Annotated in this window: 18 protein-coding genes and 1 pseudogene; 15 read left to right on the top strand and 4 right to left on the bottom strand. The window is 70.5% G+C overall.

From position 1 onward, the window contains the following. Positions 1-33: 33 nt before the first annotated feature. Positions 34-837, bottom strand: coding sequence for a hypothetical protein (locus tag ACSMXR_RS25800; RefSeq protein ID WP_473170024.1), 804 nt, complete (start codon positions 835-837; stop codon positions 34-36). A gap of 320 nt (positions 838-1157) precedes the next feature. Here ACSMXR_RS25800 and ACSMXR_RS25795 point away from each other — a divergent pair. The 7 genes and pseudogenes from ACSMXR_RS25795 to ACSMXR_RS25765 all read left to right on the top strand — a co-directional run. Further along, a pseudogene (locus ACSMXR_RS25795) lies at positions 1158-1349 on the top strand (tetratricopeptide repeat protein); the annotation flags it as partial. A 1-nt stretch (position 1350) separates the two neighbouring features. Then, positions 1351-1881, top strand: coding sequence for an NUDIX domain-containing protein (locus ACSMXR_RS25790; protein ID WP_473170023.1), 531 nt, complete (start codon positions 1351-1353; stop codon positions 1879-1881). A gap of 10 nt (positions 1882-1891) precedes the next feature. Beyond that, a complete protein-coding gene (locus ACSMXR_RS25785) occupies positions 1892-2716 on the top strand; it encodes a S1 RNA-binding domain-containing protein (protein WP_473170022.1) in 825 nt (274 codons plus the stop codon). Between the two features lie 345 nt (positions 2717-3061). Continuing rightward, on the top strand, positions 3062-3994 hold the full coding sequence (locus tag ACSMXR_RS25780) for a hypothetical protein (protein WP_473170021.1): 933 nt from the start codon (positions 3062-3064) through the stop codon (positions 3992-3994). A gap of 78 nt (positions 3995-4072) precedes the next feature. Continuing rightward, positions 4073-4660 (top strand): immunity 21 family protein, encoded by a 588-nt coding sequence (locus tag ACSMXR_RS25775; protein ID WP_473170020.1) that lies wholly within the window; start codon positions 4073-4075, stop codon positions 4658-4660. Positions 4661-4725: 65 nt separating this feature from the next. Then, complete coding sequence (locus ACSMXR_RS25770; protein ID WP_473170019.1) at positions 4726-4878, top strand: hypothetical protein; 153 nt, start codon at positions 4726-4728, stop codon at positions 4876-4878. 47 nt (positions 4879-4925) lie between these two features. After that, on the top strand, positions 4926-5333 hold the full coding sequence (locus ACSMXR_RS25765; protein WP_473170018.1) for a hypothetical protein: 408 nt from the start codon (positions 4926-4928) through the stop codon (positions 5331-5333). 348 nt (positions 5334-5681) lie between these two features. Here ACSMXR_RS25765 and ACSMXR_RS25760 read toward each other — a convergent pair whose 3' ends face one another. From ACSMXR_RS25760 to ACSMXR_RS25750, 3 genes are all read right to left on the bottom strand, one after another. Then, positions 5682-6038 carry a DUF4262 domain-containing protein gene (locus ACSMXR_RS25760; RefSeq protein ID WP_473170017.1) on the bottom strand — a complete coding sequence of 119 codons (357 nt, stop codon included), beginning with the start codon at positions 6036-6038 and terminating at the stop codon, positions 5682-5684. Continuing rightward, a complete protein-coding gene (locus ACSMXR_RS25755) occupies positions 5954-6142 on the bottom strand; it encodes a hypothetical protein (RefSeq protein WP_473172498.1) in 189 nt (62 codons plus the stop codon). The genes ACSMXR_RS25760 and ACSMXR_RS25755 overlap by 85 nt, the downstream gene beginning before the upstream one ends. A gap of 421 nt (positions 6143-6563) precedes the next feature. After that, on the bottom strand, positions 6564-7727 hold the full coding sequence (locus ACSMXR_RS25750; protein WP_473170016.1) for a serine hydrolase domain-containing protein: 1164 nt from the start codon (positions 7725-7727) through the stop codon (positions 6564-6566). 85 nt (positions 7728-7812) lie between these two features. Between ACSMXR_RS25750 and ACSMXR_RS25745 the strand changes: the two genes are divergently transcribed. The 8 genes from ACSMXR_RS25745 (at position 7813) to ACSMXR_RS25710 (ending at position 16230) form a co-directional block, all read left to right on the top strand. Next, on the top strand, positions 7813-8484 hold the full coding sequence (locus ACSMXR_RS25745) for a TetR/AcrR family transcriptional regulator (protein WP_473170015.1): 672 nt from the start codon (positions 7813-7815) through the stop codon (positions 8482-8484). Positions 8485-8625: 141 nt separating this feature from the next. After that, on the top strand, positions 8626-9495 hold the full coding sequence (locus tag ACSMXR_RS25740) for an alpha/beta fold hydrolase (RefSeq protein ID WP_473170014.1): 870 nt from the start codon (positions 8626-8628) through the stop codon (positions 9493-9495). Between the two features lie 140 nt (positions 9496-9635). Further along, positions 9636-10601 carry an alpha/beta hydrolase gene (locus ACSMXR_RS25735; protein WP_473170013.1) on the top strand — a complete coding sequence of 322 codons (966 nt, stop codon included), beginning with the start codon at positions 9636-9638 and terminating at the stop codon, positions 10599-10601. Next, positions 10598-11770 (top strand): acyltransferase family protein, encoded by a 1173-nt coding sequence (locus ACSMXR_RS25730; RefSeq protein WP_473170012.1) that lies wholly within the window; start codon positions 10598-10600, stop codon positions 11768-11770. The genes ACSMXR_RS25735 and ACSMXR_RS25730 overlap by 4 nt, the downstream gene beginning before the upstream one ends. A gap of 36 nt (positions 11771-11806) precedes the next feature. After that, complete coding sequence (locus tag ACSMXR_RS25725) at positions 11807-13126, top strand: sensor histidine kinase (protein ID WP_473170011.1); 1320 nt, start codon at positions 11807-11809, stop codon at positions 13124-13126. Then, positions 13123-13797: a response regulator gene (locus ACSMXR_RS25720; protein ID WP_473170010.1), complete on the top strand. Its 675-nt coding sequence runs from the start codon at positions 13123-13125 to the stop codon at positions 13795-13797. The genes ACSMXR_RS25725 and ACSMXR_RS25720 overlap by 4 nt, the downstream gene beginning before the upstream one ends. Before the next feature lie 43 nt (positions 13798-13840). Beyond that, positions 13841-15019: a DUF1266 domain-containing protein gene (locus tag ACSMXR_RS25715; protein WP_473170009.1), complete on the top strand. Its 1179-nt coding sequence runs from the start codon at positions 13841-13843 to the stop codon at positions 15017-15019. Further along, positions 15016-16230 (top strand): DUF1266 domain-containing protein, encoded by a 1215-nt coding sequence (locus ACSMXR_RS25710; protein WP_374935572.1) that lies wholly within the window; start codon positions 15016-15018, stop codon positions 16228-16230. The genes ACSMXR_RS25715 and ACSMXR_RS25710 overlap by 4 nt, the downstream gene beginning before the upstream one ends. Positions 16231-16244: the final 14 nt, after the last annotated feature.

The raw sequence follows: 16244 nt of genomic DNA, 5'->3' as shown, positions 1-16244 counted from the left end.
GCCGTCTGACCTGCGGTTTCGAGGTCAGACTTCCTACCGGTCCGCACCCGGTCCGCAGGCCGCCGAGCACGGCGGCCATGGCGGGCCGGGTGCGGTCTTCTTCACGGGCCTTCCGTTCAGTTCCGGATGGCGTACCGGATCAGCTGGAGCGCTGAGCAATTGCTGAAAGTGCTCGAGGAGGAAGGGCTCGTCGAGACGTGCGTCGATGACACGACCGCGTACTTCGGTGAGAAGCCAGCCCAGCAGTTCGGCAGTGGCGTCGTACTCGTCGTAGAAGCCCATGCGCACGTCGGTGATCTCGAACTCGAACATCACGTCGTCGACGAGGTCTGCCAAGTGCGCGTCAGCGGCTGGGGTACTGGTCGCGGTCCATGTGTTCAGCCAAGGACGCAGACTGTCGGTGACCACGGTGATGAAGCTGAGGGAATACCTGATGGGCACGGGACTGGGGTGGGTGTGCAGTGTGCTCTGCCACCAGGCGGACCAGACGTCCCGTAGAGCCTCGGCCAAGGGCAAGTCCCAGGCAGTCCAGCCCGCCTGAACCAGGCGGGAGGCGATGAGATCCTCGTCGACGTGGAGCCGATCGGTGACGAGTGAGCGAATGATGCGCGGGGCGAGGCGGCGGTAGAGGCGAGGGAAGTCTTCCCAATGACCAGGCACCTCTGCGGCAACCGAGGAGACCAGGCTGTCGGCTATGAGGTGCAGAGGCCCCGAGAGCTCAGCGAAGTCTTCCTCGGCGTAGCAGTACGTACACCCTGCGACGAGGAAAGGATCCTCTGAGGCGAAGGCACGGTCCAGGGCATCGAGAGCTGTCGTGAGTTGCTCAGAGCAAAACATGAAGACCTGCCGGGAAACTCCGTCCGGGTGACCGGCGAAGATCGCAGGATATCAGCCACACACCCACTCTCACGCAGTACCTTGACCGCCCGAACGGAAGGGGGCCAAGGTTCCGTGAAGGATCTGTCCACAGTCGTCAGTCCTCAGTCCTCAGTCCTCACCCGAGCGACTCGATGGCATCGGGCCATGGTGGAGAGTCCCGTGGTCGAGCTGCTTCTCGGCCGGCCGACCCGTAGGTCCGGGAGGACGGTCGGCACCGCCTGAGTGGGTCCCGACTTCCAAAGGCACCCAGGCAGCCAGCCTCCACAGCGCCCCCTGATGCCCTCGCTGCTCGTGGCAGCGAGGGCATCAGTCGTCATCCGGCTCAGGCCCTGGTCCTCATGGAAGGCATGACCTCCGACCGCACCCGGAAGGCGATCGCTTCGATCCGATCCACGCTCGCGATCTACCAGCGCGGCCGCGTCCCCGGAGCCGCAGATCTCGCCCGCCGAGCCCGCGAGGCCCTCGCCTAACATGCCCGACAACCCGCCCGGCGAAGGGAACCCCGTGGCCCAGCCGACCGACAACCGTCCCCCGGCCCTCAAGCCGGCACTCGACTCCATGACCCTGCTGGTCGCGGCCGTCATCGTCCACGACAAGGCCACCAACCGCGTCGTCCTCCTCCAGCGCAGCGAGAACGCCAAGTTCGCCCAGGGGAAGTGGGACCTGCCGGTCGGCAAGAGCGAGCCGGGCGAGCCCATCACCGAGACCGCGGTCCGCGAGCTCTACGAGGAGACGGGCCTCACGGTGAAGCCCGAGAATCTCAAGGTCGCGCACATCATTCACGGAGCCTGGGGCGTTGAGTCCCCCAATGGCTTCCTCACGGTCGTCTTCGCAACCCACGAATGGGCCGGCGAACCCGAGAACCGCGAACCCCGGAAGCACTCCCAAGTCCGCTGGGTCGACACCCACGCAATCCCCGAGAGCTTCGTGGACACCACCTCAAGCGCCCTCCACCGGTACCTCATGGGAGGACCGGAGGTCTCCCTGAACGGCTGGAGCTAGGCTCACTTCCATGCCCGATCCAACTCCTGACCCTCGCCTGCAAGCCTTGATCAACCGGCTTCGGACGGGCCCGGGCCCCGTGAGAACGGTGGAGGTCATCGGGTTCGACGGAGCGGATGTCCTGGTGAAGCTTGTGGATGGCGAAGGAGAGAACCCCGAGATCGGTCGGATCCCCCGGCACGAGGCTTCGATGCGTCGACTGGAGCACCCGTCCGAGCTCTTCAAGATCGGCCAAGAGATCAACGCCGAGGAGATCGGACGTTGGGGTGAGGGTCAGCTTCATCTCTCCACCAGAGCGTGCGAGATCCCGTCCTTGCGGTCCTTTCTCCTCGCCAAGGAACGCGGACAGGTTGTCACAGGGACCGTCGCGGAAGTGCGCAACTTCGGGGTCTTCGTCCACCTCGACGCCGAGCCCGATGGCTTGTGCACCGGCTTCATCCGAGTGCCAGACCTGACGTGGTCTCGGATCGACCACCCCTCCGAAGCCGTCAAAGCCGGCCAGCGGATCACGGCGGAGGTGATCGTCGCCGAGACGCGATCCGGACAAGTCACCCTCTCGCTGAAAGCCCTGCAGGAAGATCCACTCATCCGCTTCGCGGACCAGGTAGGCCGCGTCACCACAGGGCGGATCACCAAGATCATTCCCTTCGGTGTGCTGGTACAGCTTGCTCCGGAGGTCGAAGGGCTCCTTCACATCTCAGAGCTGACCGACGATCCGGTTGAGACCCCTGCCCAACTCGTCCGCGAAGGCGAGCTGATCGCAGTGAAGGTCGCCGAGGTCGACCTTCAGCGTCACCGGGTGCGACTGTGCGCTGCTGACGGAGCAGGCAACTAGTGACCTGAGTCGGAGGTTCCTGAGAGTTTCGCCCTCCTCCCCGCACTGCGGCAAGTGATGCCGCGACAAGCCGAACCTCGATCGGAAGCAGACCCGACCACCGACCGATAGAGGTCGAGAACTACTGAGCAACATCCGACTCAGGTCACTGGAGTCACTCCGAAATCCGGTGGATCCTCCGCTGCTGGCGAGTCACAATCCGCCTGGGAACCGGGGCGAGGGGGAGCTTGTTTGGACGTGTTCGCGTGTGCCGAGTGCGGCACGGAGCTGACGGTGCCGGTGTCCCGGGTTGCCCTCCCCGTCCACGCTCACCACGGGGGGTGGGAGGAACTCCATCCGGCGCTGATGGAGCCCGCCACGTATGCCGTCGACCCCCGGCCCACTGGACCACCCTGGCGGTTGTGGGAGGAGGTCGGAGAAGACGCGGCCGCCCGGCAGGGTGTCTACGCCCCTGTGTACGCGGTCTCCTTCGGCGCGCGGAACAGAATCGTCATCGGTCCCGGCGACTCCCGGTCCATGGCCCTGATCCCCGAGAAGTGCGAGGGCTACTGCCAGGGTCTGGACGGCCGGGACGGTCCCAACCTGGCGTGCGAGGGGTGCGGGCGAGCCGTGGGGACCCGCATGGACGACTGCGGATCGTGGCAGGCGGTGTGGCTGGAGCCCGACGCGGTCGTACCCCGTTCCTCGGGACACCTGGCCGGTCCACCTTCCGGATGGGACGACCTGGAGCGTGTCGAGCACCGCGTCCCACCCGTCGAACCCGACGGGTCGTGGAGTCGCCGCTGGGAGGCGGCGGTCGGAGTCGCGCTGGCCCACCTCGTGGCGACTACCGAGGGGCGCCCGGTGGCACTCCCTTCCGGCCCCGTCGCCGAGCTGCTCGGCCACGCCGTCAACCAGTACCTACCCGCCGGGCCTGGAACTCGGTCCGTGGGGCTGGCCGGCCCGGGGATCCGCACGCCCCGGCCCCGTCCCGACATCCTCCTCGTCCCCCGCCACCCCCTTACGGGCGCGCCTTGGCGCCCGCTCGGCGACGTGGAGGCCGTGGTATCGCTGGACAGCGGAGTCTGGGCATACCTCGCCCACCCGGGCGAGACCTCGCCGATGCCCGCGACGGGGGTTCTACCGGAGGGCGTGCTGCGCGACGACTACCCTCTGCCGCCACTCCCCTGGTACCCGCTGACGCCCCACCACCGCGCCTTCGAGTACACCTTGGTCGGGCTTCCCGCCGTACGAGGCACCCGGCTGCGCAGGTATCGCGACGCATCCCGCCAGACGTGAGTCGGGCCTGAGCCGCCCAAACCGGTCGGCACGTGCCCGCGGAGGGGCGCTGTCGATGCCTGAGTGCACACTGCCGCTATGAGATCTTCCTCGTCCATCGCAGCCGAGACGTCACAAGCCCCCTTTGACTGGGTGGAGTCGATGGGCGGTCCTTTGATCGTGATTCCCGTCTCGGCGCTGGATGCATGGCGCGGGTGCACGGAGAGCGGGATGGTCGTGGGGGACGGAGCCGATCCGGACGACTACCACAGGGCCTGCGCGGTGGACGATCTGGCCGGCGCGATCGCCGTCGGCGAGGAGGGGGCACAGGCGCTGGTCCTGGGGGACGAGCCCGCCACAACCTGTTACATGCCTGAGCATCACGCCTTCCTCCGCTGGCTCGCCGCCGACTCTGAAACCGGGCTCAAGGCCGCCGCCGAAGCTGTCCTCGCAGATCCCGCCACCCAGTGGGAGGAGCACGGGATGTGGATCACGGACGGTCCGGCTGTACTCATGGACTCCGCCGAAGCAGGTGCTGAGCTGAACGTGGAGTATCCGGGTGGTGGACTTCCTGCACAGGCAGGAGTCTCGCTGCCCCCTGGCCGCTGGAGGGTCCGCGCCGTCCACACCGAGGCCGACGAGGAGAACTGGGTTGGCCTGGTGCAGCTCCTGGCCGTCGCGGACTAGCGCGTCGTCCCGTTCTCGCTGTTGTTCACTGCCGGGTGGTGACCCGCGTCGCTACCCTGCACGTCATGCCGAAAAAGCTCATCCAGCCCACCTACGACGAGCTGATCGCCGAGGCCATCGTGAACGCAGCCATGGGCACGGTGAGGATCCGCTTCGATGACCAGAGCGCGCCGGGGCTTGTGGACTTCGGGCTGGGACCCGGGTGGACGCCGAAGTAACGGATGTCTTGGAGGTCTCGTCAAAGCGGGATCGAGACACCAACGCGATGTGGCAGCAGATCAACCGGGTCTACGACGGGCATGTCCATGAGGGGCTGCTCTGTGGATGGGCTGTCCAGTTCCAGCACGGCGCAACCATAGGCAAGGGGGTGTCGAACCGTGTCATCGCCTTCCTCGTCGATCTCGAAAAGCGAGGCATAACCAAGGTCAGTTCAGACCCCGTCGATCTCTTCCAGGTTGGGAACCATTTTCCCTCGACCGACAACCTGCGCGATGCAGCCACCGCTCGCGAACTCGGCCTCAACGTCGTGCACCAGATCGCGGACTCACCCGACCTAGCAGGACGCATCTTCCCCTCCAGTTTCGCGCCCACTGGTATTGCCCGAGCAACGGCCGATGCAGTCTCCCCTTACGTAAACGACTTCCTGAACACGACTACGGGGGCCAACAAATAAAGAAGTTGACCGAGAAGGGCTCGGGCAAGCGGCAGCACCTCTTCATCTGGTCTGACGTGTCACACACGAGTGTGGGGTTCGCATTGAAACGGGGATGGCTTCCGAGCGACGCACCGACGGTGCCAAACCACATCCACACCATCTGGCTGGGCAGCTTCTTCTCGCTCGAGAACGTGTACACGTGGCGTTGCGAAGAAGGGTGGCAGGTGCACCGCGTTGCCGAGGTTGTTGATTCGGTGGTACCGCCGAGCTGATGACGTAGGCCAGTCGGCTCCATGCAACGGCTTCGATCCTGCTGGCTGGCTCTGAACGCGAGAGAGGGTGCCGGTCTGGCGCTGGCTGGCGCCTTCACGGTCCGAGCTCGGCCGTCCAGGTCCCGACAGGGTGCTCACTCGGCGGCAGCCACAGCTTAGGTTGCGACTCTCGATGCCCCTCCTCAGCCTGTTCTTCCCCATGAAACCGGTCATCCACGTCGGGCCACGCAACTTGCAACACGGGGAAAGGAGGCCGCCGGTAGAATCCGATGGCCTGCCCGAAGAAGGTCCTGTACCAGCGGAGATCCAGCTGCCTGAGCGCGACTTGGTGGCCGTCGGCAATGTCAGGATGCCTCTGGCCTTCAGTCAGCACAGTGCCTGCGGCGGATTTCGCTCCGAATATGCGAATCCAGGACCGATCTCGTCCTCGGGAACCATCACGACGTGCCATCCGTGCTGCCGCACATTCTCGATGATCGTCAGGCCAAGGCGGTCCGCTTCATCTCGATCACCGTAGTCATGGGCAAAGGACACAACGGCACCGGAACGGATCATCAGTCATGTGCGGAGGCTACGAGAGGAGCGTTCGAGTCAGGCAGCCAGGGGGCATGCCCCCCATTCAATCGAATGACGTCGTCACCCTCCGCGACTGCTCCCCAAGATCTGTGCCAGAACCCGAGACTCGTAAACAAAGCCATGCTGGCCCCTGAGCAGTCCGCACACAGTCCGCAGGACACCCGATCACGACCGTCACACCCCATCGCCAGTTATCAGCAAAAGGCCAGGTCAGCGCCCCACAGGGAAGATCCCTGCAGGTCACTGGCCTGGCCCATTACCAGGAGACCAAGAAGGCCTGATCTTCGGCCGGGCGATGGCGATGCGACCCGCGGATTCGCGGGTCGCATCGCCTTTTCCGTTTCGGTGGGCAGTCCGGTCTTCGCTCCGGCGGACGGTCCGGGTCCGGGTCCGGGTCCGGTCAGCCGTACATCGCCACGCGGTAGAGCGTCGCGAGTGCCTCGTCGATGGGGTGCGGCTGCGGTTCGCCTGAGGCATCGAGCCTGTTCCACCGCTGCAGGTTCATCGCGACCGCCATCTGCCGTTCGCCGTCGGCGCGGATCATGGCCAGCGTCCCGCCGCCCCAGACCGTGCCGCCGTGGCCCCAGAAGACGTCCTGGCCGGGGCCCTCCATCGGGTACAGGCCGAGGCCGTAGTCGATCGGCTTTCCCTCCTGGGAGATGACCGGGCCGGTCCGTCGCATCTGCGCCAGCGACGACGGGCCGACGATCTTTCCGGCCAGCAGCAGGCGGTAGAAGCGGTTGAGGTCCGCGACGGTCGATATCAGGGAGGCCGCCGGCCCCGCGAACGACATGTCGTAGACGCTGTAGTCGCGCGGCGGATCGATCATGCCGAACCACGCCTCGTAGAGCCGCGAGTGCCCCCCGTCGACGTGCGGTCCGTCGGGAAATCCGGTGTCCCGGAGCCCGGCGGGCTCGATGACGTTCCGGGTGATGCACTGCTCGGCCGTGGTGCCGGTCACCTGCTCCAGGAGTTGGGCGAGGAGCAGGTAGTTGGTGTTGGAGTACACACCCGGAGCGACGCCCGGGGTGCCGACGGCGGGTGCGGTGACACCCAGACCGATCAGTTCGACGGGGTCGAACCGGGTGAACCGGTGGTCGTCCAGGCTCCTGGGGTCGGTGTCCGCGACGGCAGGGAGCCCCTTGAACGAGGGGTAGGCGTACGGGAGGTACTCGGCCAGACCGCTCGTGTGGTTGATCAGCATCCGGACCGTGATCGCGTCACCGCGTTCTCCGGGCACCAGCTTCGGTAGATACCGGCCGATCGGTGTGTCGAGGCCGATCCGGCCGGCTTCGACCTGCTGGAGCACCGCGGCGGCCGTGAAGGTCTTGGTGACACTGCCGACCCGGTGCCGCAGGTCCGCGGTGACAGGGCGGCCGGTGACGACGTCGGCGACCCCGGCGGCGCCGCGCCAGACCTGTTCGCCGTCCCGGACTTCGGCGAACAGGCCGGGTATCCCGGAGCGGTGCACGTTCTCGATGGCCGCGTCCAGCTCAGCGCAATCCAGTGTTCTTCTCACGGCATGCGTCCTTTCGCTCGGTCTGGGATGAGCCCATGCCCTCATTATGCACGCACTGCGTGCAACGGCGAGTGCATACCGAGCGCATGCTGAGTGCATGAGTTAGGCTGAGCCCGACGAGAGGGGCGAAATGGCAGGTCGAAAGCGCTGGTCGACCGAGGAGATCCTGGACGCGGCAGCGGAGTTGCTGTGCGCGAGCGGCACCGAGTCGTTCAGTGTGCGCAAACTCGCCGCAAGCCTCGGCACCGACTCCTCCAGCCTCTACCGGCACTTCCGCAGCAAGACGGAGTTGCTGCGCGCGGTCGCCGACCGGATCCTCCTGACCTCCATGGACGGCTACCGCCCCGAGGGCGACTGGAAGCAGCGCATCACCACCCTGGCCCTGCGCGTGCGAGAGACGTTCGGCCGGCAGCCCGAACTCGCCGCGATCTGGGGGCAGTACGCATCGGGCGGCGCCGGTTCCCGGCTGGTCGTGGAGGAGGTGCTCCAAGCCCTGCGCACATCGGGGCTGCCCGACGAGGAGATCCCGCTGCGCTATCACCGGCTCGCGGTCCTCATCGCCGCCCTGGTCGCCTCAGAGGCCGGAATCAGCAGCATCACTTCGGAGGAGTACGAACAGGGCATGGAGCTGTTCCGTGTCACGGTGCTCGGCGCCGACCCCGAACGCTTCCCCGCCCTGGCCCACTTCGCCCGCGACGTCCGCCCGCTCGGGGCGGATCGCGGCGCCGTGTTCGAAGAGCTCCTCGCCGCCCAGCTCGCCGATATCGAGGCGGCGGTGCGCGCCGGCCAGCCGACCGGCTAGCGAGGGTCGACAGACGGAGGCGGGTGCCGCCGCCTCGCTCGGACCGCACCGCACCGCCACTGGCCTCGCACCCGGCAATACGCTAGCCTCAAAACGAGACGATACGTCTCGTCTAATCATACCGGAACAGCGAGGTCCGCCATGGAACGCTTCGTCGATGCCGCCCCCGGCGTCCGCCTCTGGGCCGAGGAGCGCGGTGCTCCGGACACGCCTGTCCTGCTGCTGATCATGGGCGCGCAGGCGTCCGGGCTCGGCTGGCCCGACGAGTTGGTCGAGCTGCTGGCCGTGCGGCACCGGGTGATCCGGTACGACCATCGGGACACCGGCCGCTCCACCGCCTCCTTCAACGAACAGCCCTATCCGCTCACCGCGTTGGCCGAGGACGCCGTCGCCGTGCTGGACGCCTTCGGCGTGGAGCGGGCGCATGTGGTGGGGATGTCGATGGGCGGCATGCTCACGCAGTTGCTCGTCGCGGACCACCCCGAGCGGCTGCTCAGCGCCACCGTCATCGGGACGAACGCGCTCAGCTCCGTGCCGTACGTCGCGCCGGACGGCCGCATCCCGCCGGAGGAGCTGCCCGGCGTCGCCCCGGAGCTGATGGAGCTGTGGTCGCGGCCCGTCGAGGACCTCGGGCCGGAGGCCGAGCTGGAGCGGCGGGTCGAGCACTGGCGGGTGCTCGGCGGTGACCTGATCCCGTTCGACGCCGCGTACGCGCGCGAGTTGGAACGGCGGATCATCGCGCACACCGGGCACCACCACGCCGGCACCGCGCACGCCCGCGCCGACTACTCCGGCATGGACCGCACCGAGCAGCTCGCCCGCACCCGCGTGCCCGCCCTCATCATCTCGGCCCCCGCCGAACCGGTCGCCCCTCCCCCGCACGCCGAGCACCTCGCCCAGGTGATCCGCGGCGCCCGGCTCGTCGAGATCCCCGGCATGGGCCACGCCCTTCCCCGCGAGGTCCACGCCCCGCTCGCGGCCGCGATCCTGGCCCACACCGGCCGGAGCTGACGCCGTGCCACATCGCCCGCGTCATACCTGAGAGCCACGTCGGAGGTGCCCCCCTCCAGCGGGACGCCGACTACCACCCCCCGTCCATAACTTCCTTACCGGAAGCACCCCATGCCCCCGGTACGGAAGGACCTCGCCCCATGCCCGACCGCCCGCGCAGACCCCGTCTGCGCCGCACCCTGCTCGCCGCCCTGGTCACCTTCGCGGTGGCCGTGCCGGTGTCCGGAGCGGCCCGGCCCGCCGCCGTGCCCGCCCCCACGCCGACCGCCCTCGGGCCGCTGCGGGACGCGAGCCCGGTGGGGTTGGCGGAGCGGTACGCGGTGAGTCGGCGGGACATCCGCGCGGCCGGGCGGGCGGCGGAGGCGCACGGGGACCTCAAGCGGGCCGCCTCGTTGCGGGCGATGGCCGCGCCGGGGCGGCAGTTCCTGTCCTTCGACGGGCGCGACGGCGGCCGGAGCGTGGAGGTCGTGGGCACGCTGTCCTCGGCCCGGCGGATCGCGGTGCTGGTGCCCGGTGCCGGCGTCGGGCTGGACGCGTACTGGCGGCTGCGGCGTGATGCCCGGGCGCTGCACCGGGAGTTGGGCGAGGGCGCGGCCGTCGTCGCCTGGCTGGGGTACCGCTCGCCCGCCACCGTCAGCCCCGCCGCCCTGACCACCGGGCGGGCCGACCGGGCCGCGCCGGGGCTGCGAGCACTGGTGGACGGGCTGCACGCGGTGCGGCCCGCCGCCCGGATCAGCCTGCTCTGCCACTCGTACGGTTCGGTGATCTGCGCACGGGCCGCCTCCGGGACCCCGGCCGACGCCCTCGTCCTCTACGGCAGCCCCGGTGTCGGAGCCAAGAACGTGGCCGCGCTGCGCACCGGTGCGCGGGTGTGGGCGGGCCGGAGTGGCGGGGACTGGATCGCCCGGGTGCCCCATGTGCGGGTGCGGGTGCCGTTCGTCGCCACGGTGGGGTTCGGGACCGATCCGGTGGCGGAACGGTTCGGGGCCGAGGTGTTCGACGCGGGCGACGGAGGCCACAGCGACTATCTGCGGCCCGGGTCACGGTCGTTGACGAATCTCGCCCGGATCGCGGCGGGCGCCGAACCACTGGAGGCCGCCCGATGACCGGCCTCGTCGCGCGCGTCGAGGCCGCCACCCCGCCCGGCCGTGACCGGGCCGTGGACGCCCTGCGGGCCCTGGCGATCCTGGGCGTGGTGGGCGGGCACTGGCTGGTCACCGCGCTGGTCGCCGACAGCGGCACCGTACGCGGGGCGAGCCCGCTGGCCCAGCTGCCCGAACTCACTCCGGTCTCCTGGGTGTTCCAGACGCTCGCGGTGTTCTTCCTGGTCGGCGGGCAGGTGGCGGCGGGGAGTTGGGCCTCGGCGCGGAAGCGGGGTGTGCCGTACGGGCGGTGGGTGCGCGGCCGGCTGGCGCGGCTGTTCCGGCCGGTGGCGGCGGTGCTCGTGGTGTGGGCGCTCGCGGCGGCCGTCATGCTGGTGGCCGGGGTGGGCGAGTCGACCGTGCGGGCGCTGGCCAAGCTGGTCTGGTCGCCGCTGTGGTTCCTGCTCGTCTTCGCCGCGCTGACCGCGCTGACGCCGCTGGTGGCCCGGCTGCACCCGCTGTGGCCGCTCGTGGTGGTACTGCACGTCGATCTCGTACGGCTGGGTCTCGGCGGTCCGCGGGAGCTGGGGTGGATCAACGTGGTCGCGGGGTGGCTGGTGCCGTACTGCCTGGGGGCGCTGGTCGCCAGGGGCGGGCTGCGCGGCCGGGCGGGCCGCTGGGCGCTGCTGCTCGGTGGGACGGTCGCGGCCGCGGCTCTCGTCCGGTGGGCGGGTTATCCGGCCTCCATGGTCGGCGTTCCGGGCGGCCGGATGTCGAATCTGGACCCGCCGAGCCTGGCCGCCGCCGCCTTCGGGCTGGCCCAGTGCGGGGCGGCGCTGCTGCTGCTCGGGCCGCTGCGGCGGGTGCTGCGCAGGCCCGCCGTGTGGGCGGTGGTGGCGGTGGTGAACCTGTCGGCGATGACCGTGTTCCTCTGGCACCAGACCGCGATGATCGTCGTCACGGCGAGCGCGCTGCTGATCGCGGACGGCCCGCTGCCGGGGCTCCACACCGTGCCCGACAACGCCGGCTGGGTGGTGGCCCGGCTGCTCTGGCTGCCGGTGTTCGCCCTGGCCCTGCTGGGGTGCTGGGCGGCGTTCCGGGGCTGCGAGCAGGGCGGGCGGCGCGGCGGCGGGGGCTCCCTCGTCGTACGGGAGTCCGCCCCCGAGCGGAGGGGACGGGCGCGACGTGCCTAGTCTGTGGGCTGGTCGAGCCGAGGGGGCGGTGGGGCCGTGACGTCATCGAGGGCGGTGCGTCTGCGGGCGGCGGTGCGCCGGGCGCCGCGTGCGCTGTACGAGGAGTTGTGGGCCGCGCCCGCCGACCGGGTGCCGCGCATGGGCGAGCCGGACGCGCCGGTGTGGCGGCCGTCGTTGCTCGTGCTGCTGATCATCGCGGCCGCCTGCTTCGCGGTGCCCCGTACCAATGAACTGGTCACGGAGGCCAGCGACGGAGTCAGCGGGTGGGCCGTGCTGGCCGCCCTGGCGCAGTCCGTGGTGCTGGTCGCCGGGATGATCCGCCCGGTCGGGGCGTGGTGGGCGGCGACCGCGCTGTCGGTGACCACGGTCCTGGTCACCGAGCCGGTCATGAGCCCGGACCGGCTGTTCCCCTGGAGCGTCATGGGGATGGTGTTCCAGGGCGGGGCGCTGTTCCTGCTGGCACTGCGCGTCCCGCTGAGCCGTGCGACGGGAGCGCTGGCCCTCACGCTGCTGGCGGGCATGGCCCTCACGCTGCACCAGACCCAGCGGCACAACCTCGACCTGGACCGCTCCGCACCGGTGTTCGTCGTCGCCCTGGTCCTCGGCGCGGCGTTGCGCAGCCTGCGCCTCGCCCGTAAGGACCTCGTCGTCCAGGCCGGGTTGACCGCCGAGGAGCGGGCGCGGCGCACCCTGCTGGAGGAGCGCAACCGGATCGCCCGGGAGCTGCACGACGTGGTCGCCCATCACATGTCGGTGATCTCCATCCAGGCGCAGGTCGCCCCGCATCTGGTGGAGCACCCCACCGAGGAGCTGCGGGAGAATCTGACCGGCATCCGCGAGAACGCCCTGGAGGCGCTGGCCGAGCTGCGCCGGGTGCTCGGCGTCCTGCGCTCGGAGGACGCGCCCGCGCGGAGTACGCGGCATGCCCCGCAGCCCGGTCTCGACCGGCTCGGCGAGCTGGTGGCCACCGTGCGTTCCGCCGGTCTCGCCGTCGCCGTCTCCACCACCGGCGCACCTCGCCCCCTTTCGCCGGGCGTCGAGCTGTCCGCGTACCGCATCGTGCAGGAGGCCCTGAGCAACGTGATGCGCCACGCGCCCGGGGCGAGCGCCCAGGTGGTGATCGGACACCGGTTCACCGGGCTGACCGTCCGGGTCGTCAACTCCCCGCCGGAGCGCCCGGCCACCCCCTCCGCCGGTGTCCGGCACGGCCTGCTGGGCATGCGCGAGCGCGCCGCGATGCTCGGCGGCGAGCTGGCCACCGGACCGACCCCCGACGGCGGCTGGGAAGTCACCGCGATCCTGCCCGCCGGCACCGGGACGACCGAGCCGGACACGACGACCGAGGAAGTCCCATGACCCCGCCCATCCGTGCCGTGATCGCCGACGACCAGATGATGGTCCGCCAGGGCTTCACGGTCCTGCTGAACGCCGAGCCGGACATCGAGGTCGTCGGACAGGCCGTGAACGGTCTGGACGCGGTCGCCAAGGTCGGCGAACTCGCCCCGGACGTCGTGCTGATGGACATCCGGATGCCCGAGCTGGGCGGGATCGAGGCGACCCGCCGGATCACCGCGCGCGTGGGCTCCGCGGTGAAGGTGCTCGTGCTGACCACCTTCGATCTCGACGAGTACGTCTACGAGGCACTGCGCGCGGGCGCCTCCGGCTTTCTGCTCAAGGACGCCTCCGCCGATGAACTCGCCCATGCGGTACGGGTGGTGGCGGCGGGCGACGCACTGCTCTCCCCCAACATCACCAAGCGGCTGATCGTGGAGTTCTCCCGGACGGCCGGGGCCCCGCGTCCACCGCTCAAGGCGCGGATCGGTGATCTGACCGAGCGCGAGACGGAGGTGCTGTCGCTGATCGCGGGCGGCCTGTCGAACGCGGAGATCGCCGGTCGACTGGTCCTCGCGGAGCAGACGGTGAAGACCCATGTGGGCCGCATCCTGGTCAAGTTGGGCGTCCGCGACCGGACCCAGGCGGCGGTGTTCGCGTACGAGTCGGGGCTGGTGCGCCCGGCGGGCCTCTGACCACCCGGGCCGGGCGCGGGGCCCGTTTCGTAGGATCGGCTCCGTGACAACGGGGAACGGGGCAGGAACAGAGAGCGGCGGAGCGGTGGCGCCCACCGGGATCGAGCGCGCGCTGTCCGCCGCGGTCGCGGGCGGCAGCGCCGACGCGGTGGTGGAGGTGCTCGCGCGGACCCGGCTGTACGTGCTCGTCGCCCGGCTGCACGCGGACATCCCGGGCTGGACGGCCCCGCTGCCCACGATCCGCGACGAGGCCACCCGGCGGACCTGCGTCCCGGTCCTGACCCCGGGGGTGCTGCCGCCCTGGCACCCGGAGTGGGTGTTCCGCGCGGTGAGCCTCGGCGAGCTGGCCCGGACCTGGCCGTACGACGTGCGCCGCCTCGCGGTGAACCACGGCACCCCGTACGCGGTGACGGTCGACGCCCGGCCCAGGCACCTGAAGGCCTGGCTGAAGGCCGACGAGCACTCCGGGGGACCCGAGCGCGGGGTGCTGCTCGCCGACAGCGGCGGTCCGCTGCACGGCCCGCTCGCCCACGGGCTGGCGCTCGGCGCCCATCTGGCCGTCACCAACGGCCTGATCTGGAACCGGCTCGGCGCCGTCTACGAGGACTACGCGAGCGACCGGGCCCGGCTCCGCAGCCCGTGGGGCGTCCCGCACCGCGCCGAGTACCGCGACCGCCTCGCGTCGCTGATGAGGAACCAGCTGGTCGGGCGGGTCCAGGAGGCCGTCCTGCGCACCCGGCACACCCTGGCCGCCCGGCTGGGGCGTACGCCGTCCCGCGAGGAGTGGTCCGATGCGGTGGCCCGGGCCTTCGCCGCGCGCGACGCCGACGACCGGGCGCTCGCGGAACGGTCGCTGCACCACATCGCCCGGTACGAGGACCGGCTCCGGGCCGACGGTGCGCTGGCCCCGGACGGCCGTGTGGACACCCTGGCCGCCTTCGACCTCGGCCGGGCGGTCAACGTCGTACGGCTCGCGCTCGGCGCCCGGTACGGCGATCCGCACGAGGCCGAGCAGGACGTGCTGCGCCTCGGCGAGCTGGCCCGGGGCGCCTATTCGTCGTGGGCGGACTTCTCCCTCGGTTACCTCATGGCCCGCATCGTCCACCGGGCCGAGGACGACGGCGCGGAGGCGGCGGAGCCCACGTACCGGCAGTCGCTCGCCGAGCACCGCACCCTGCTCCAGGACCCCACCAGCCCCTACCGGAACATCGCGTGGTCATGAACCCGATCCACCCGAACCAGCCGCACCACTACCCGGCTCCCCCGGCAGCCCCGGCCCACCCGGCTCCCCCGGCTCCCTGGGTTCCGCCGTCCGAGACCGAGCAGCTCCTGCACGAGGCGGCGCTGCGCGGCGACGGGCGGGCCCAACTGGCCGCCCTGGCCGGGGCCGAGCTGTACATCCCGGCCCCGCGCGCCGAGGTGGACGCGCGGCCGGACACCATCACCTGGCGCGCCCACCACGACCCGTCGGGCTTCGTCTGCCGGCCGGTGCTCACCCGGGGCATGCTGCCCGCGTGGCATCCGGACTGGGTCTTCCACGGGGTCTCGCTGCGCTGGGCCGCCGAGTTCGGCTGGTCCGACCCCCGCATGTTCCTCGGGGTGAACGTGGGCACGCCCGGCCAGCTGCTGCTGCCGACGGCCCCGACCGACCTGGCGCTGTGGCAGCGCGCCTACGCGGAGAACGACCGTCTCCGGGAGAACCGGCTGCTCGCGCTGCGCCACGGCGCGCTGCACGGGCCGTTGGCGTACGGGCTGGCCTGCGGCGCGCATCTGGCGATCGGGAACGCGGTGCCGTGGAACGAGGTCGGGACGGTCTACCGCGAGTACACCACCGAGCGCGAGCTGCTGCGCGATTCCTGGGGCATCACCGACCACGCGGAGTGGCGCAAGCAGCTGGACGCGCTGCTGGAGGCCGCCAACAGCCCGCCGGAGCCGGACTTCGTGCTGCGTACCCGCGACCAGCTGGCGTCCGCGATGGGCGAGTTGCCCTCGGCCGACCTGTGGCGCGAGACCGCGGCGGGCCACGCCCAGGATCTGGGGGCGGACTCCGGCACGGTGAAGGGCATCGAGGAGCTGGTGCGCCGGATCATGCGCTACGAGGCCCGGTTCCGCGCGGACGGGCTGCTGCCGCCGGACGGCCGGGTGCACACGACGGTCGCCTACGACTACGGGCGGGCGGTGAACCTGGCGCGCTGGGGGCTGGCGGCACGCTACTGCGCCCCCGCCGACGCGGAGCAGGCGATCGTCTACGCGGGGGCGCTGAGCAAGTCGGCCCACCGGTCCTGGGAGGAGTTCTCGGCGGGCTACTCGCTGGGGCGGGTGCTGCGGTTCGACGAGGAGGAGTACGGGCCGTTCTACGAGAAGAACGTCGTCGCCCACCGTCTGCTGGCGGAGAGCGAGGGCAGCCCGTGGCGGCACATCCCGTGGCGGTGAGGCGGGGGCTCCCG

This window comes from Streptomyces sp. DSM 106670, assembly GCF_055792845.1.
Note: the sequence above shows the minus strand (reverse complement) of the source record. Positions and strands in the feature narration are given on the sequence as shown.

Bases quoted from the DNA above. Each gene is read 5' to 3' on its own strand.
- ACSMXR_RS25750 (WP_473170016.1), bottom strand. From the start codon at position 7,727: ATGAGGGCATGGGCTCATCCCAGACCGAGCGAAAGGACGCATGCCGTG.
- ACSMXR_RS25785 (WP_473170022.1), top strand. From the start codon at position 1,892: ATGCCCGATCCAACTCCTGACCCTCGCCTGCAAGCCTTGATCAACCGG.
- ACSMXR_RS25755 (WP_473172498.1), bottom strand. From the start codon at position 6,142: ATGATCCGTTCCGGTGCCGTTGTGTCCTTTGCCCATGACTACGGTGAT.
- ACSMXR_RS25760 (WP_473170017.1), bottom strand. From the start codon at position 6,038: ATGGCACGTCGTGATGGTTCCCGAGGACGAGATCGGTCCTGGATTCGC.
- ACSMXR_RS25765 (WP_473170018.1), top strand. From the start codon at position 4,926: ATGTGGCAGCAGATCAACCGGGTCTACGACGGGCATGTCCATGAGGGG.
- ACSMXR_RS25740 (WP_473170014.1), top strand. From the start codon at position 8,626: ATGGAACGCTTCGTCGATGCCGCCCCCGGCGTCCGCCTCTGGGCCGAG.
- ACSMXR_RS25745 (WP_473170015.1), top strand. From the start codon at position 7,813: ATGGCAGGTCGAAAGCGCTGGTCGACCGAGGAGATCCTGGACGCGGCA.
- ACSMXR_RS25800 (WP_473170024.1), bottom strand. From the start codon at position 837: ATGTTTTGCTCTGAGCAACTCACGACAGCTCTCGATGCCCTGGACCGT.
- ACSMXR_RS25720 (WP_473170010.1), top strand. From the start codon at position 13,123: ATGACCCCGCCCATCCGTGCCGTGATCGCCGACGACCAGATGATGGTC.
- ACSMXR_RS25710 (WP_374935572.1), top strand. From the start codon at position 15,016: ATGAACCCGATCCACCCGAACCAGCCGCACCACTACCCGGCTCCCCCG.
- ACSMXR_RS25735 (WP_473170013.1), top strand. From the start codon at position 9,636: ATGCCCGACCGCCCGCGCAGACCCCGTCTGCGCCGCACCCTGCTCGCC.
- ACSMXR_RS25790 (WP_473170023.1), top strand. From the start codon at position 1,351: ATGCCCGACAACCCGCCCGGCGAAGGGAACCCCGTGGCCCAGCCGACC.
- ACSMXR_RS25730 (WP_473170012.1), top strand. From the start codon at position 10,598: ATGACCGGCCTCGTCGCGCGCGTCGAGGCCGCCACCCCGCCCGGCCGT.
- ACSMXR_RS25775 (WP_473170020.1), top strand. From the start codon at position 4,073: ATGAGATCTTCCTCGTCCATCGCAGCCGAGACGTCACAAGCCCCCTTT.
- ACSMXR_RS25770 (WP_473170019.1), top strand. From the start codon at position 4,726: ATGCCGAAAAAGCTCATCCAGCCCACCTACGACGAGCTGATCGCCGAG.
- ACSMXR_RS25780 (WP_473170021.1), top strand. From the start codon at position 3,062: ATGGAGCCCGCCACGTATGCCGTCGACCCCCGGCCCACTGGACCACCC.